This window comes from Microbacterium sp. A20 (genome assembly GCF_004794515.1).
GTDB lineage: Bacteria > Actinomycetota > Actinomycetes > Actinomycetales > Microbacteriaceae > Microbacterium.
Genome location: NZ_SSDF01000063.1, coordinates 1 through 13,845, shown reverse-complemented (window position 1 = coordinate 13,845; position 13,845 = coordinate 1). Strand labels below are relative to the sequence as shown.

Annotated in this window: 12 protein-coding genes; 3 read left to right on the top strand and 9 right to left on the bottom strand. The window is 70.7% G+C overall.

Annotation, left to right across the window (positions count from 1 at the left end):
- Window positions 1-33: 33 nt before the first annotated feature.
- A complete protein-coding gene (locus DW298_RS05175; protein WP_136041391.1) occupies window positions 34-876 on the bottom strand; it encodes an alpha/beta hydrolase in 843 nt (280 codons plus the stop codon).
- Window positions 877-972: 96 nt separating this feature from the next.
- On the opposite strand from DW298_RS05175, the gene DW298_RS05170 reads away from it, so the two are divergent.
- Window positions 973-1,539 carry a TetR/AcrR family transcriptional regulator gene (locus DW298_RS05170; RefSeq protein WP_136041390.1) on the top strand — a complete coding sequence of 189 codons (567 nt, stop codon included), beginning with the start codon at window positions 973-975 and terminating at the stop codon, window positions 1,537-1,539.
- 232 nt (window positions 1,540-1,771) lie between these two features.
- On the top strand, window positions 1,772-2,575 hold the full coding sequence (locus DW298_RS05165; RefSeq protein ID WP_136041389.1) for a TspO/MBR family protein: 804 nt from the start codon (window positions 1,772-1,774) through the stop codon (window positions 2,573-2,575).
- Here the strand turns inward: DW298_RS05165 and DW298_RS05160 are convergent.
- The 8 genes from DW298_RS05160 to DW298_RS05125 all read right to left on the bottom strand — a co-directional run bounded on the left by DW298_RS05160 (window position 2,557) and on the right by DW298_RS05125 (window position 12,293).
- On the bottom strand, window positions 2,557-3,228 hold the full coding sequence (locus DW298_RS05160; protein ID WP_136041388.1) for a response regulator: 672 nt from the start codon (window positions 3,226-3,228) through the stop codon (window positions 2,557-2,559). The genes DW298_RS05165 and DW298_RS05160 overlap by 19 nt on opposite strands.
- Complete coding sequence (locus tag DW298_RS05155; protein WP_136041387.1) at window positions 3,225-5,786, bottom strand: ATP-binding protein; 2,562 nt, start codon at window positions 5,784-5,786, stop codon at window positions 3,225-3,227. The genes DW298_RS05160 and DW298_RS05155 overlap by 4 nt, the downstream gene beginning before the upstream one ends.
- On the bottom strand, window positions 5,783-6,385 hold the full coding sequence (gene kdpC / locus DW298_RS05150; RefSeq protein WP_136041386.1) for a potassium-transporting ATPase subunit KdpC: 603 nt from the start codon (window positions 6,383-6,385) through the stop codon (window positions 5,783-5,785). The genes DW298_RS05155 and kdpC overlap by 4 nt, the downstream gene beginning before the upstream one ends.
- 25 nt (window positions 6,386-6,410) lie before the next feature.
- Entirely contained in the window at window positions 6,411-8,711 is a 2,301-nt protein-coding gene (locus DW298_RS05145; RefSeq protein WP_136041385.1) for a potassium-transporting ATPase subunit KdpB, read from the bottom strand.
- Window positions 8,712-8,713: 2 nt separating this feature from the next.
- Window positions 8,714-10,393, bottom strand: a complete 1,680-nt coding sequence (gene kdpA, locus DW298_RS05140) for a potassium-transporting ATPase subunit KdpA (protein WP_136041384.1) — start codon at window positions 10,391-10,393, stop codon at window positions 8,714-8,716.
- Window positions 10,393-10,482 carry a potassium-transporting ATPase subunit F gene (locus tag DW298_RS05135; protein ID WP_136041383.1) on the bottom strand — a complete coding sequence of 30 codons (90 nt, stop codon included), beginning with the start codon at window positions 10,480-10,482 and terminating at the stop codon, window positions 10,393-10,395. Before DW298_RS05135 ends, kdpA begins: the two co-directional genes overlap by 1 nt.
- 264 nt (window positions 10,483-10,746) lie before the next feature.
- Window positions 10,747-11,340 (bottom strand): FMN-binding negative transcriptional regulator, encoded by a 594-nt coding sequence (locus DW298_RS05130; protein WP_136041382.1) that lies wholly within the window; start codon window positions 11,338-11,340, stop codon window positions 10,747-10,749.
- Complete coding sequence (locus DW298_RS05125; RefSeq protein ID WP_136041381.1) at window positions 11,340-12,293, bottom strand: DMT family transporter; 954 nt, start codon at window positions 12,291-12,293, stop codon at window positions 11,340-11,342. Before DW298_RS05125 ends, DW298_RS05130 begins: the two co-directional genes overlap by 1 nt.
- On the opposite strand from DW298_RS05125, the gene DW298_RS05120 reads away from it, so the two are divergent.
- Window positions 12,292-13,695, top strand: a complete 1,404-nt coding sequence (locus DW298_RS05120) for a PLP-dependent aminotransferase family protein (protein WP_136041380.1) — start codon at window positions 12,292-12,294, stop codon at window positions 13,693-13,695. The genes DW298_RS05125 and DW298_RS05120 overlap by 2 nt on opposite strands.
- The last annotated feature ends 150 nt before the right edge of the window (window positions 13,696-13,845 follow it).

Here is a 13,845-nt window from a genome sequence, read left to right as displayed (position 1 = left end):
GTGTGGATGCCGGGCCTCGTCGTCACCGAGGGGTTACTTCGCGAGGAAGTCCTTCAGTGCGGCGTTGACCTCGTCGGCGTGCGTCCAGAGCAGGCCGTGCGGGGCGCCCTCGACCTCGACGTAGTCGGCATCCGGCACCGCCTGGTGGAAGCGGCGGGCGGTCGCATCGATCGGGAGGATGTTGTCCTTCGTGCCGTGCAGGATCAGGGTGGGCTTCGCCGCGGCACGGACGGCCTCGACGTCTCCACGGAAGTCCTCGATCCAGGCCGAGACGACCGCGTAGGCGGCGACGGGCGCGCTGCCGACGGCGACGTTCCAGCTGCCGGTCACGGCCTGCTCGCTGATGCGCGAGCCCAGGTTCTCGTCGAGGTTGTAGAAGTTCTTGTAGAAGTCGGTGAACCACGCGAAGCGGTCGCCCTTGGCGGCAGCCTCGATGCCGTCGAAGACCTCCTGCGGCACACCCTCGGGGTTGTCGTCGCGCTGCACCAGGAAGGGCTCGAGCGAGGCGAGGAAGGCGAGCTTCGCGACGCGGTCGTGGCCGTACTTGGCGACGTAGCGGGCGAGCTCTCCGGTGCCCATCGAGAAGCCGACGAGCACGACGTCGCGCAGGTCGAGGGTCTCGAGCACCGTGTTCAGGTCGGCGGCGAACGTGTCGTAGTCGTAGCCGGCGTTGACCTTGGAGGATCCGCCGAAGCCGCGGCGGTCGTAGGTGATGACGCGGTAGCCCTGGGCGAGGAGCTCGCGGGTCTGACGCTCCCAGCTGTGACCGTCGAGCGGGTAGCCGTGGATCAGGACGACGGGCTGACCCGATCCCTGGTCTTCGTAGTAGAGCTCGATCGGGGTGCTGTTCTCGTTTCCGACGGTGATGTAGCCCATGATCCTGGTCCTTTCGGTTGCGGTGAGAACGACCGTTCTCGCTCGATATGAACAATCTAGAGAACGTTCGTTCTCATGTCAAGTAAACTTCTGGGTATGACCGAAGACGAGGCTCGCGAGCGCATCCTGTCCGCCGCCGAAGAGCTCTACTACCGCAAGGGATACGCGGCCGTGGGCATGGACGAGCTGCGCGCCGCGGCCGGCGTGTCGCTGCGACGCCTCTACGCGCTGTTCCCCGCGAAGACCGACATCGTCACCGCCGTCCTCGCCCGCAAGCACGCCCAGTGGGAGTCCGGACTGTCGGGAGCCGTGACGGATGCCGGCGACGACCCGCGCACACGTCTCCTCACGGTCTACGGGTACCTCGAGAACTGGTTCTGCGCCGACGACTTCCGCGGGTGTGCATTCATCAATGCGTTCGGCGAGCTCGGGGGCACGAACCCCGAGGTCGCGGAGATCGTGCGCACGCACAAGGCGTCGTTCCAGGAGTACATGGCGGGGCTCGTCGCCGACACCGGTGCGCCCGCGGCACTCGCCGCACAGCTGTCGATCCTCGCCGAGGGGGCGCAGAGCACGGCCGCGATCTCGAAGGACCCTTCCGTGGCGGTGCAGGCGCGCGGCGCGGCGGAGGTCCTGATCGACGCGGCCTTCGCTCGGGCCTGAGTCCCGCCCGTCGCTCGGAGCCCGTGCATCCGTAGGACCAGCACGCCTGTCGGGAGGATTCGCGGGTGTCGGGGGATCTGACGGCGTTTCTCCCGACAGGTGTGCTTTCTCCCGACGGATGCATGCGTGCGTCCGGGCGGCGGTCGGGACAGTTTCCTAACTTAGTTAGCGAACCCCTCGGCCGGTGTCAACCCCGATGCATGGCGGCCTCCCGCGCCGTAGCGTCGCGACCATGGACTCACGTACGAAGGGCATCGGCCGGCAGACCCTGATCATCGCGGCGGCATCGTTCATGCTGCTCGCGGCCGCCGTGGGCGCCGGCGCCTTCGGCGGAGCATCCGTCGACGACCTGCAGGACGGCGCGCTCTCGGCGCAGGGCTCCTACCTCGCGCCCGCCGGCCCCGCATTCTCGATCTGGTCGCTGATCTACATCGGGCTCATCGCGTACACGGTGTGGCAGGCGCTTCCGGCGCAGCGGCAGGATGCTCGGCAGCAGGCAGTGGGCGGATGGATCGCCGCGTCGATGGTGCTGAACGGGCTCTGGCTCGTGACCGCGCGCTATCTGACGCTGTGGCTCACGGTCGTCGTGATCGCCCTGCTGCTGGCCGTGCTCGCACGGGTGATCGTCGTGCTCGGGCGCTTTCCGGCGCGCAACCTCGCCGACCGCATCCTCACCGACGGGGCGAACGGTCTGCACTTCGGCTGGGTGACGATCGCGACGGTCGCGAACACGGCCGCCTGGCTGACGCAGATCGCGCCCGAGAGCTGGGCGCAGGCGGCGGATGCCTGGGCGATCGCCGTGCTGGTGGTCGTGCTCGTGATCGGAGCCGCTGCCGCGTGGGCGACCGGCCGCATCGCCCCCGCACTCGCGACGGCCTGGGGTCTGGCCTGGCTCGCGGTCGGCCGACTCACCGGGGAGCCCGAGAGCACCCCGACGGCGATCACCGCGATCATCGTGGCCGTGCTGCTCGTCGTCGTCGGTGTCGTGGCGGTGCTGCGTCGCGGTGCTCGCACGGCTCAGAGCACGAGCCGGTAGCCCATGCCCGCCTCGGTGAGCAGATGCACCGGCGCCCCGGGCTCCTGCTCGAGCTTCTTGCGCAGCTGCGACATGTACAGCCGCAGGTAGCCCGAGTCGGACACCTGCTCGCTGCCCCAGATCTCCTTCAGCAGATCCTGTCGGGTGACCAGGGCTCCCGGATGCCGTGACAGGTGCTCCAGCATCCGCCACTCGGTCGGCGTCAGGTGCACGCGCGTCCCGGCGCGGGTGACGGTCTTCGTCGCGAGGTCGACCACGACATCGCCGAACGCCACGGTCGACTCCCCGTTCGCCGGCATCGAGCGGCGGGAGAGCGCCCGCAGCCGCGCGAGCAGTTCGTCGACCTGGAAGGGCTTCGTCACGAAGTCGTCCGCTCCGGCATCCAGAGCTTCGACCTTGTCGGCCGACCCGGTGCGCCCGGAGACCACGATGATCGGCACGTTCGTCCACCCGCGCAGGGCCTGGATGACCTCGATGCCGTCGAGACGCGGCATCCCCAGGTCGAGCATGATGAGGTCGGGATGCGTCTGCGCGGCGGCGGCGATCGCGGCGGCGCCGTCGGCCGCCACGACGACCTCGTATCCGTGGGCGGCGAGCGTGATCCGCAGCGCCCGCACCATCTGCGGGTCGTCGTCGGCGATGAGGAGCTTCACTCCGTGCCCTCCGTGTCGGGAAGCCCTGCGCCGAGCGGCAGGGAGATGACCATGGTGAGGCCTCCGCCCGGGGTGTCCTCGGGTGTCAGGGTACCGCCCATGCCCTCGGTGAACCCGCGCGACAGGGCGAGTCCGAGCCCGAGCCCTGTGGTGTTGTCGGTGTCGCCGAAGCGCTGGAACGGCTGGAAGATGCGGTCCCGTCGCTCGGGGGAGATACCGTCGCCGCGGTCGATCACCCGGATCTCGGCGCGATCGCCGAGTGTGCTGGTCGACACGATCACCCGGCTGCCCTCGGGCGCGTGGCGGTGCGCGTTGGCGAGCACGTTCACCAGCACCCGCTGCAGCAGCACCGGGTCGGCGAACACCGGCGGCAGCTCGGGGTCGAGGGCGAGTTCGACGTCGGCCGGGCCCAGCCCGAGCTCGTCGATGGCCGCGAGCACCGTGCCGGCGGCATCCATCCGCGAGGAGGAGACCGCGAGAACGCCGGCCTGCACGCGGCTGACGTCGAGCAGGTCGGTGACCAGCGTCGACAGGGTGGCGAGGCTCTCGTCGGCGGTCGCGAGCAGCTCCTGACGATCGGATGCCGACAGCTCGTGCGCACCGCGGAGTCCGCCGATCGCGGCGACCGCCGAGGCCAGCGGGCGCCGCAGATCATGACTCACCGCCGACAGCAGCGCGCTGCGCACCTGGTCGGTCTCGGCCAGCGCTTCCGCTTCGCTCGCGGTCGCCCGCAGGTCGGTGTGCTCGATCGCGGCCGACAGCTGCGCCACGATCGCGTCGAGCAGCCGACGTTCCGGCCCCGCCAGCGGCTCGCCGTTCAGCTCGAGCACCGCGCGCGGGCCGCCCCCGGGGCGGACGCCGACCGGGATGTTCGTGGCGCGGCCGTCGGCGACCGGCTCCCCGTCGCTCGCGAGCACCTCGCCGTCGGGGGAGAGCACGCGCACGCCGCTGAGCCCGAACGCCTCCCTGGTGCGGCTGACCAGGGCCAGCACGGCGTTGTCCCCCCGCAGCACGTTGCCGGCGACCGCGGCGAGCAGCTCGGCCTCGGCGGTGGCGCGCTGCGCGGTGCGGGCGCGTCGGGCGGCCTGGTCGACGATGATGCTCACCAGGATCGCGATGAGCACGTACAGCGCGAGGGCCAGCACATGCAGCGGATGCGCGATCGTGATGGTGAACAGCGGCGCGACGAAGAGGAAGTCGAGCGTGACCCCCGACAGCACCGCCGCGAACACCGCAGGGCGGATGCCGCCGATGAGCGCGACCACGACAACGAGCAGCTGGTACGCGAGCACTTCGGCGGTGATCGACTCGGGGCTGCGGAAGGTGAACATCAGCCACGACAGCAGCGGTCCGAACACGAGGGCGACCGCGAATCCGAGCAGCTGCCGCCGCCACCCCAGTGCCCCGCCGGTCATCCGCGGCAGGGCGAGCCGCCCTCCCGCCGCGGCGTGCGTCACGATGTGCACGTCGATGTCACCCGAGCGGCGGATCACCTCCGACCCGATGCCCGGACCGGTGAGAGCGGCGGCGAGTCGACTGCGACGGCTGACACCGATGACGAGCTGCGTGGCATCCACCCCCTGCGCGAACTCGACCAGGGTGGCCGGGATGTCGTCGCCGACGACCTGGTGGTAGCTGCCGCCGAGCGATTCCACGAGGGTGCGCTGCGCGGCGAGGGCCCCCGGAGTCTCGTTGCGGAGTCCGTCCTGGGCCGAGATGTGCACGGCCAGCAGTTCTCCGCCGGCCGAGCGGGCCGCGATCCGCGCACCGCGACGCAGCAGGGTCTCGCCTTCGGGACCGCCGGTGAGGGCGACGACGACCCGTTCCCTGGCCTGCCAGTTCCCTTCGATCCCCTGCTCGGCTCGGTAGCTGCGCAGGGCGCTGTCGACCTCATCGGCCAGCCAGAGCAGGGCGAGTTCGCGTAGGGCGGTGAGGTTGCCGAGGCGGAAGTAGTTCGACAGTGCGGCGTCGATCCGCTCGGCGGGGTACACCAGCCCCGCGGAGAGCCGGTCCCGTAGCGACTGGGGCGCGAGGTCGACGACCTCGATCTCGTCGGCGGCCCGCACCACGGCATCCGGAATGGTCTCCTGCTGAGCGATGCCGGTGATCTTCTCGACCACGGCGTTGAGCGACTCGATGTGCTGCACGTTGACGGTGGTCACCACGTCGATGCCGGCAGCCAGCAGGTCGTCCACGTCCTGCCAGCGCTTCGGATGCCGCGAGCCCGGGGTGTTCGTGTGTGCGAGCTCGTCGACGAGCGCGATCTCCGGGGCGCGGGCGAGCACCGCGTCGAGGTCGAGTTCGGTCAGGGTGACGCCGCGATGGTCCTCGACGCGGCGGGGCACCTCCGGCAGTCCGACGGTCTGCGCCAGGGTGGCCGCGCGCTCGTGGGTCTCGACGATGGCGATGACGACGTCGTGTCCCTCTTCGCGCAGGCGTCGCCCCTCGGCGAGCATCTCGAACGTCTTGCCGACACCGGGAGCGGCGCCCAGCAGCACGCGCAGGCGGCCGCGTCGGGGGTGTTCCGGTGCCGGGCGCTGCGTCCGATCTGCGCTCATTCGCCCTCCTGGCCGTCCAGCGCGAGGTTGAGTTCGGCGACGTTGATGCGCTCCTCGCCGAGGAATCCCAGATCCCGCCCTTGAATCCTAGACTCCACCAGGTCGCGCACCTCTTGTTCGGGCATGCCGCGTTCCTCGGCCACCCGCGGCACCTGCAGCAGGGCGTAGGCGACGCTGATGTGCGGGTCGAGTCCGGAGCCCGAGGCGGTGACAGCGTCGGCCGGCACCTCGGAGGCATCCACACCCTCGCGCTCCGCGATCGCGGCCTGGCGCTCCTCGATCGAGGCGACCAGGTCGGGGTTCTCCGGGCCGAGGTTGCTGCCGCTGGAGCCGGCCCCGTCGTAGCCGTCGCCGGCCGCGGAGGGGCGGGACTGGAAGTACTCCGGCAGGGCCTCGCCGTCGGCATCCGTGAAGGACTGACCGATCAGTGCGCTGCCCCTGTCGTCGGGAAGCGGGGAGCCGTTCGCCTGCCCGGGGAGTGCGAGCTGCCCGATGCCCGTGACGAGGAGCGTGTACCCGATGCCGAGGATCAGCGTGAGGACGAGCATCGCGCGGACGGCGACCCCGGTGGTGCGGAGGGCGGTGCGAGTGGAGGACATGAGTGGGTTCCTTTTCCGATCCGGGTCAGAAGCCCGGGATGAGGCTGACGACGAGGTCGATGAGCTTGATGCCGATGAACGGGGCGATCACACCGCCGAGTCCGTAGATCAGAAGGTTGCGCTGCAGGATTTGCGAGGCGCTCGCCGGGCGGTACTTCACTCCGCGCAGGGCCAGCGGGATCAGGAACACGATCACGATCGCGTTGAAGATGATCGCGCTGGTCACGGCGGATGCCGGCGAGTGCAGCTGCATGATGTTGAGCGCGGCGAGCCCGGGGAAGACCCCCATGAACATCGCCGGGATGATGGCGAAGTACTTGGCGACGTCGTTCGCGAGCGAGAACGTGGTGAGCGCGCCACGGGTGATCAGCAGCTGCTTGCCGATGCGCACGATGTCGATCAGTTTGGTCGGGTCGGAGTCGAGGTCGACCATGTTGCCGGCCTCCTTCGCGGCCGAGGTGCCGGTGTTCATCGCGACTCCGACGTCGGCCTGTGCGAGGGCGGGGGCGTCGTTCGTGCCGTCGCCGGTCATCGCGACCAGACGCCCACCCTCCTGCTCGCGCCGGATCAGGGCCAGTTTGTCCTCGGGCGTCGCCTCGGCGAGGAAGTCGTCGACCCCGGCCTCCGCGGCGATGGCCTGGGCGGTCAGCGGGTTGTCGCCCGTGATCATCACCGTGCGGATGCCCATGCTGCGCAGCTCGTCGAACCGCTCGCGCAGCCCGTCCTTGACGATGTCCTTGAGGTGCACGACGCCGAGGATGCGGCCTTCCGTGGCGGGTTCGCCGGACACCTGTCGGGAGTTCGCACGGATGTCGGTCCGTTCCGCGGCGTGTCCGCCGACATCCGTCCGTTCTCCCGACAGGTGGACGGATGGGGCGGGGGCGGATGCGGATGCGGGGGCGGGGGCGGATGCCGGGGCGGCGGGTGTCCGCACCGCGACCACGAGCGGGGTGCCGCCGCTTTCGGCCACGGAGTCGGTGCGGGCGGTGAGCTCCGCATCCTCGGCGTCGAGCCCGAGCCAGGCCCGCACCGCGGAGCCGGCGCCCTTGCGGATCTGCGTGCCGTCGGCGAGGTCGAGCCCCGACATGCGCGTCTGCGCGGTGAAGGGCACGACCACGGCATCCTCCGGAGCGGTCACCCGGATGCCGGCGGCGGCGGCGAGCTCGACGATCGAGGCACCCTCGGGGGTGGGGTCGGCGAGCGAGGACAGCGCCGCGACCCGCAGCAGCTCGTCGGCGTCGACGCCCGGGAGCGGCAGGACCTCGTGCGCACGGCGGTTGCCGTACGTGATGGTTCCGGTCTTGTCGAGCAACAGGGTCGTGACGTCGCCCGCGGCCTCGACCGCACGCCCCGACATGGCGAGCACGTTGCGCTGCACGAGACGGTCCATGCCGGCGATGCCGATGGCCGAGAGCAGCGCGCCGATGGTGGTCGGGATCAGGCAGACGAGCAGGGCGATGAGCACGGGGATGCTGACGGGCGACGCGGCGTAGGACGAGATCGGGTTGAGGGCCAGCACCACGACCACGAAGATGATCGACAGGCTCGCGAGCAGGATGTTCAGCGCGATCTCGTTCGGGGTGCGCTGGCGGCTGGCGCCCTCGACCAGGGCGATCATCCGGTCGACGAACGTCTCGCCCGGCTTCGAGGTGATGCGCACCACGATCCGGTCCGACAGCACGCGGGTGCCGCCGGTGACGGCGCTGCGGTCGCCGCCCGACTCGCGGATCACCGGGGCGCTCTCGCCCGTGATGGCCGACTCGTCGACCGTTGCGATGCCCGCGATGATGTCGCCGTCACCGGGGATCAGCTCACCGGCGGTCACGACCACGACGTCGTCGCGCTGCAGTTCGGCGGAGGAGACCTCAAGGGTCTCGGCGCGCTCGGCGGCGGCATCCGAAGCCGCGTCGTAGCCGACCACCCGGCGGGCCATCGTGCTGGTGCGGGTCTTGCGCAGGCTCGCGGCCTGGGCCTTTCCGCGGCCCTCGGCGACCGACTCGGCGACGTTCGCGAACAGCACGGTGAGCCAGAGCCACACCGCGATGCCCCAGGTGAACGGCGCGGGCACAGGGGTGCCGCCCGAGTCGGCCGGACCACCGAGGAACGGTTCGGCGATCGCCAGCACGGTCGCGAACGCGGCGCCGACCCACACCAAGAGCATCACGGGGTTGCGGACGAGGGCTGCGGGGTTCAGCTTGCGCAGGGCGCCGGGCAGGGCCGCCACGAGCTGCGACCAGCCGAAGGAGCGCGACGGCTGCGCGGGGGTGGATTGCCCGGCATCCTGCTGTTCCGACGGTGATTCGGAAGGGGTGGTGATGAGGGTCATGGTCAGACGAGTCCTTCGGCGAGGGGTCCCAGCGCGAGCACGGGGAAGTAGGTGAGGGCGGTCACGACGACCGTCACGGTGAGGAGGAGGCCGACGAACTGCGGCCGGTGGGTGGGCAGGGTGCCCGAGGTGGCGGGGACCCGTTCCTGCGCCGCGAACGATCCGGCGAGGGCCAGGACGAGCACGATGGGCAGGAATCGCCCGAGCAGCATCGCGATGCCGAGCGCGGTGTTGAACCACGGGGTGTTCGCGGTGAGTCCGGCGAAGGCGGAGCCGTTGTTGTTCGCGGCCGACGTGAACGCGTAGAGCACCTCGCTCATGCCGTGCACACCCGGGTTCAGGATGCTGGTGGACTCCACGTCCTCCCGGATGCCGGGGATCGCGAAGCTCAGGGCCGTGCCGCCGAGGACGAGCGCGGGAACCACGAGGATGTACAGGCTGGCGAGCTTGATCTCCCGCGGACCGATCCGCTTGCCGAGGTACTCGGGGGTGCGGCCGACGAGGAGTCCGCCGACGAACACCGCGATGATCGCGAGCACGAGCATGCCGTAGAGGCCCGAGCCGACGCCGCCGGGGGCGACCTCGCCGAGCATCATGTTCAGCATCGGCATCATGCCGCCCAGCGCCGTGTACGAGTCGTGCATCGAGTTGACGGCACCGGTCGAGGTGAGGGTGCTGGCGCTGCCGAACAGGGTGGATCCGAGGATGCCGAACCGCACCTCCTTGCCCTCCATCGCGGCTCCGGCGAGTTCGGGCGCGCTGCCGCGTCCGGCGAGTTCGAGTGCCGAGAGGGCGAAGGTCGAGATCAGGAAGATCGTGGCCATGACCGCGGCGATCGCGTAGCCCTGACGGTGGTCGCCGACCATGCGTCCGAACGTGCGGGGGAGGGCGAACGGGATCACGAGGATCAGCAGCACCTCCAGCAGGTTCGTGAAGCCGGTCGGGTTCTCGAACGGGTGCGCGGAGTTGGCGTTGAAGAAGCCGCCGCCGTTCGTGCCGAGGAGCTTGATCGCCTCCTGTGACGCGACGGGGCCGCCCGGGATGGTCTGGGTTCCGCCCGACACCGTGGTCACGTCGGTGAAGCCCGCGAAGTTCTGGATCACGCCGCCCGCGAGCAGCGCCACCGCGCCGATCACGGCGATCGGCAGGAGGATGCGGCCGACGCCGCGGATGAGGTCGACCCAGAAGTTCCCGATGGTCGCCGAGCCCCGGATGGCGAGGCCGCGGATCAGGGCGATCGCGATGGCGAGGCCGACCGCGGCCGACACGAAGTTCTGCACCGTGAGGCCCGCGAGCTGCACGGTGTAGCCCATGGTCTGCTCGGGCGAGTACGACTGCCAGTTGGTGTTCGCGACGAACGATGCCGCGGTGTTGAAGGCCAGTCCCTCGGGCACGGCGGGGAGACCGAGCGACTGCGGCAGGAATGCCTGGAGTCGCTGCAGCCCGTAGACGAGCAGGAGCCCGACGACCGAGAACGCGAGCACGCTGCGGGCGTAGGCGCGCCAGGTCTGCTCGGAGGAGGAGTCGACGCCGATGAGCCGGTAGACGCCGCGCTCGACGCGCAGGTCCTTCGCCGAGGTGTACACCCGGGCGATGTAGTCGCCGAGGGGGCGGTAGAGGAGGACGAGCACGACCACGACGGCCGTGACCTGCAGGATGCCGAACCAGATCGCCGCGCCCATCAGAACCGCTCCGGGGCGACGAGCGCGACCACGAGGTAGATGACGGCGGCGACGGCGAGGACGGCCGCGATGATCTCGAAGACGATCATGCGCGGTCCACCGCCTTGGCGACCAGGGACACGAGGGCGAACAGCGCGAGAGTCAGCGCGATGTAGATGATGTCGAGCACGGATCCGATCCAACTCCCGCGCGCGGGTGGATCCGTCGATCCTCACGGTTCCCGTACGCCCCCCGTGCGGATGCATGCGGGTTGCTCACGGCATCCGGGTCCCTGTTTCCTTCTCGTCGCACCTTCTGTCGCTTTCCCGCGGCGGGAGCGACAGAAAGTGCGACGGGGAAGGTGTCGGCAGGGGTCAGACCCGCCGCATCTCCGCCGCGAGTGCGCTGTTGGTCTCGGCGAACCGCGCGGTGATGTTCTCGCGCACCTCCGGCGGCTTGTTCTGGCTGAGCTTGGCGCGCGCGTCGAACCGGGTGACGCGCATCCGCAGGCCGACCGTCCCCTTCGCCGCTCGGCGGGTGCCCGGCTCGTCCTCCGACAGATGCCGGCCGTGCTCGCGCCCGTCCTCGAAGAGGTCGGTCAACCGCGTGAGCATGGCGTAGTTCTCCTCCTCGCCGAGGATCTCGGGGGTGCCGTAGAGGTGCGCGGTCACGTGGTTCCACGTCGGCACCAGATCGCCCGGCGCATACAGGCTCGGGGAGACGTAGTCGTGCGGCCCCTGGATGATCACGAGCACTTCGTGCCGACCGAGTTCGTGGAGCTGATCGTCGGGCCGGCCGAAGTGGCTGGCGATCACGATGTCGTCCTCGTCCTCGATCAGCAGGGCGGGGTAGTGCGAAGCGACGAGTCCGGTGCTCGCCGGAGAGACGAAGGTCGCCCAGGGGTTGCCGCGGATGAGGCGCTTGACCTCGTCGGGATCGGTCATCAGGTAGCGGGGTGTGTGGCGCATCAGGACTCCTCTTCTCGGGGCGGTCGGTCGGTTCTGGGGCGGTCTTTCAGGCGGGTGCGCACGGCGAGCGCGGCGCAGAGGATCACCGCGAATCCGCCGACGGCGGTGGCCCAGCCGATCGGCTCGCGGAGCAGGAGGGCGGCCCACGCGATGCTCATCACGGGCTGGACGAGCTGGATCTGGCTCACCTGCGCCATCGGTCCGATCGCGAGCCCGCGGTACCAGGCGAAGAATCCGAGGAACATGCTCACCGCGGCGAGGTAGCCGAAGGCGAGCCACTGCACCGGGCTCGCCGCGGGTGGCTGCTGGATCGCCGACACCACGGTGAGCACGGCCATGAGGGGAGCGGCGACAACGAGCGCCCACGACACGGTCTGCCAGGAGCCGAGTTCGCGGGCGAGCAGACCCCCCTCCGCGTAGCCGATCGCCGCGGCGAGGACAGCCCCGAACAGCAGCAGGTCGGCGGGGGTGAGGGAGCCGAGTCCGCCGTTCTGCAGAGCAGCGAACACGACGGCGGCGACGGCGCCGAGGATCGCGAAGACCCAGAAGGAGCGGTTCGGGCGCTCGCCGGTTCGGAGCACCACGGCGACGGCGGTCGCGGCGGGGAGCAGTCCGACCACGACGGCGCCGTGACTGGCCGGGGTCGTGGTCATCGCGAACGAGGTGAGCAGCGGGAATCCGGCCACGACCCCGCCGGCGACGACGGCCAGTCGCCCCCACTGCGCCCTGGTCGGGATGCGCTGCCGTGTCGCGGTCAGGGCGATGCCCGCGAGGAGGGCCGCGACGACCGCGCGCCCCGCGCCGATGAACAACGGCGAGAGGCCGTCGATGGCGATCCGCGTGAACGGGAGGGTGAACGAGAAGGCGACGACGCCGAGAAGCCCCCACCAGAGGCCGGCGCGCGTCGATAGCACTGTCGATCGCGGAGCGATAACGCTACTCTCTACTTTCATGAGTCAGGATAGCAGTGGCCGGATCGTCGCCGGTGTCCGTGCATGGATCACCTCCGCCTCCCCGGGCGCGCGGGTGCCGTCGAACCGTGCGCTGATGGCCGAGTACGGGGCGAGCCCGGTGACCGTGCAGAAGGCGATGCAGCAGCTCGTCCGGCTCGGGCTGGTGGAGTCGCGTCCGGGGGCCGGAACCTTCGTCCGCGCACTCCGCACCGTGCGATCGGCCGACTACGGCTGGCAGACCGCCGCGCTCGGCACGGCCCCGGCGGGACTCGTGGGCCTGTCGTCCACGCAGCGCACGGTCTCCCCCGATGCGATCGGACTCCACTCCGGCTACCCCGCGGTCGAACTGCTGCCGGAGCGGTTGGTGCGACAGGCGCTCGTGCGGGCCGCGCGCACCGACGCGGCACTGACCCGCTCGCCCGCCGCCGGCCTTCCCGATCTGCAGGCGTGGTTCGCCGGAGAGCTGGCATCCACCGCGCCCGCCGGGGTCACGCCAGCGTCGGCGCGCGATGCCCTCATCATCTCGGGCAGTCAGAGCGGGCTGAGCTCGATCTTCCGCGCGGTCGTGGGACCGGGGCAGCCGCTACTCGTCGAATCGCCGACGTACTGGGGCGCACTGCTCGCCGCCGCGCAGGCGGGTGTCGTGCTGGTGCCGATCCCCTCCGGGCCTCAGGGTCCCGATCCGGATGACGTGGAGCGGGCGTTCGCGCACACCGGCGCGCGGGCCTTCTACGCGCAGCCGACGTTCGCCAACCCGACCGGCGCGCAGTGGCCGATCGCGACCGGGGAGGCCGTGCTCGACACCGTCCGCCGACACGGCGCGTTCCTGATCGAGGACGACTGGGCGCACGACCTGGGGATCGATGCCGAGCCGCGCCCGGTCGCCGCATCCGACGACGACGGTCATGTCGTGTACCTGCGCTCACTCACCAAGAGCGCCTCCCCCGCACTGCGCGTCGCGGCCGTGATCGCGCGGGGGCCGGCGCGGGAGCGGATCCTGGCCGACCGCGCGGCCGAGTCCATGTACGTGAGCGGGTTGCTGCAGGCCGCCGCGCTCGACGTGGTCACGCAGCCCGGCTGGCGCACCCACCTGCGCGGGTTCCGCGAGCACCTGCGCGCGCGCCGCGACCTGCTGGTCTCGAGCCTGACCGAGCACGCCCCGTCTGCGCAGGTCGAGAGCGTTCCGGCGGGTGGCCTGAACCTGTGGGTGCGGCTGCCCGAGGGGACGGATGTCGTGCAGGTCGTCCGCGACTGCGAGGTGCGGGGCGTGATCATCTCCCCGGGATCCGAGTGGTTCCCCGCCGAACCCTCCGGCGCGTATGTGCGGCTCAACTACGCGAACGCCGACCCCGCGCGCTTCGCCGAGGCCGCCGGCATCCTCGGTTCGGTGCTCGACGGCTGACGGCTGACGGCTGACGGCTGACTCCGGTCGCACTTTATGTCGGAATTGCGGCGTCAATGCGACATAAAGTGCGACCGGAACGGAAGAGGCGCGGAACGGAGGAGGCGCCGGAACGGAGGAGGCGCCGGAACGGAGGAGGCGCCGGAACGG

What these genes read in the sequence shown, in the direction of transcription:
- DW298_RS05175 (WP_136041391.1), bottom strand. Translation starts at nt 876, where the DNA reads ATGGGCTACATCACCGTCGGAAACGAGAACAGCACCCCGATCGAGCTC.
- DW298_RS05170 (WP_136041390.1), top strand. Translation starts at nt 973, where the DNA reads ATGACCGAAGACGAGGCTCGCGAGCGCATCCTGTCCGCCGCCGAAGAG.
- DW298_RS05165 (WP_136041389.1), top strand. Translation starts at nt 1,772, where the DNA reads ATGGACTCACGTACGAAGGGCATCGGCCGGCAGACCCTGATCATCGCG.
- DW298_RS05155 (WP_136041387.1), bottom strand. Translation starts at nt 5,786, where the DNA reads ATGAGCGCAGATCGGACGCAGCGCCCGGCACCGGAACACCCCCGACGC.
- kdpC (WP_136041386.1), bottom strand. Translation starts at nt 6,385, where the DNA reads ATGTCCTCCACTCGCACCGCCCTCCGCACCACCGGGGTCGCCGTCCGC.
- DW298_RS05145 (WP_136041385.1), bottom strand. Translation starts at nt 8,711, where the DNA reads ATGACCCTCATCACCACCCCTTCCGAATCACCGTCGGAACAGCAGGAT.
- kdpA (WP_136041384.1), bottom strand. Translation starts at nt 10,393, where the DNA reads ATGGGCGCGGCGATCTGGTTCGGCATCCTGCAGGTCACGGCCGTCGTG.
- DW298_RS05135 (WP_136041383.1), bottom strand. Translation starts at nt 10,482, where the DNA reads ATGATCGTCTTCGAGATCATCGCGGCCGTCCTCGCCGTCGCCGCCGTC.
- DW298_RS05130 (WP_136041382.1), bottom strand. Translation starts at nt 11,340, where the DNA reads ATGCGCCACACACCCCGCTACCTGATGACCGATCCCGACGAGGTCAAG.
- DW298_RS05120 (WP_136041380.1), top strand. Translation starts at nt 12,292, where the DNA reads ATGAGTCAGGATAGCAGTGGCCGGATCGTCGCCGGTGTCCGTGCATGG.
- DW298_RS05125 (WP_136041381.1), bottom strand. Translation starts at nt 12,293, where the DNA reads ATGAAAGTAGAGAGTAGCGTTATCGCTCCGCGATCGACAGTGCTATCG.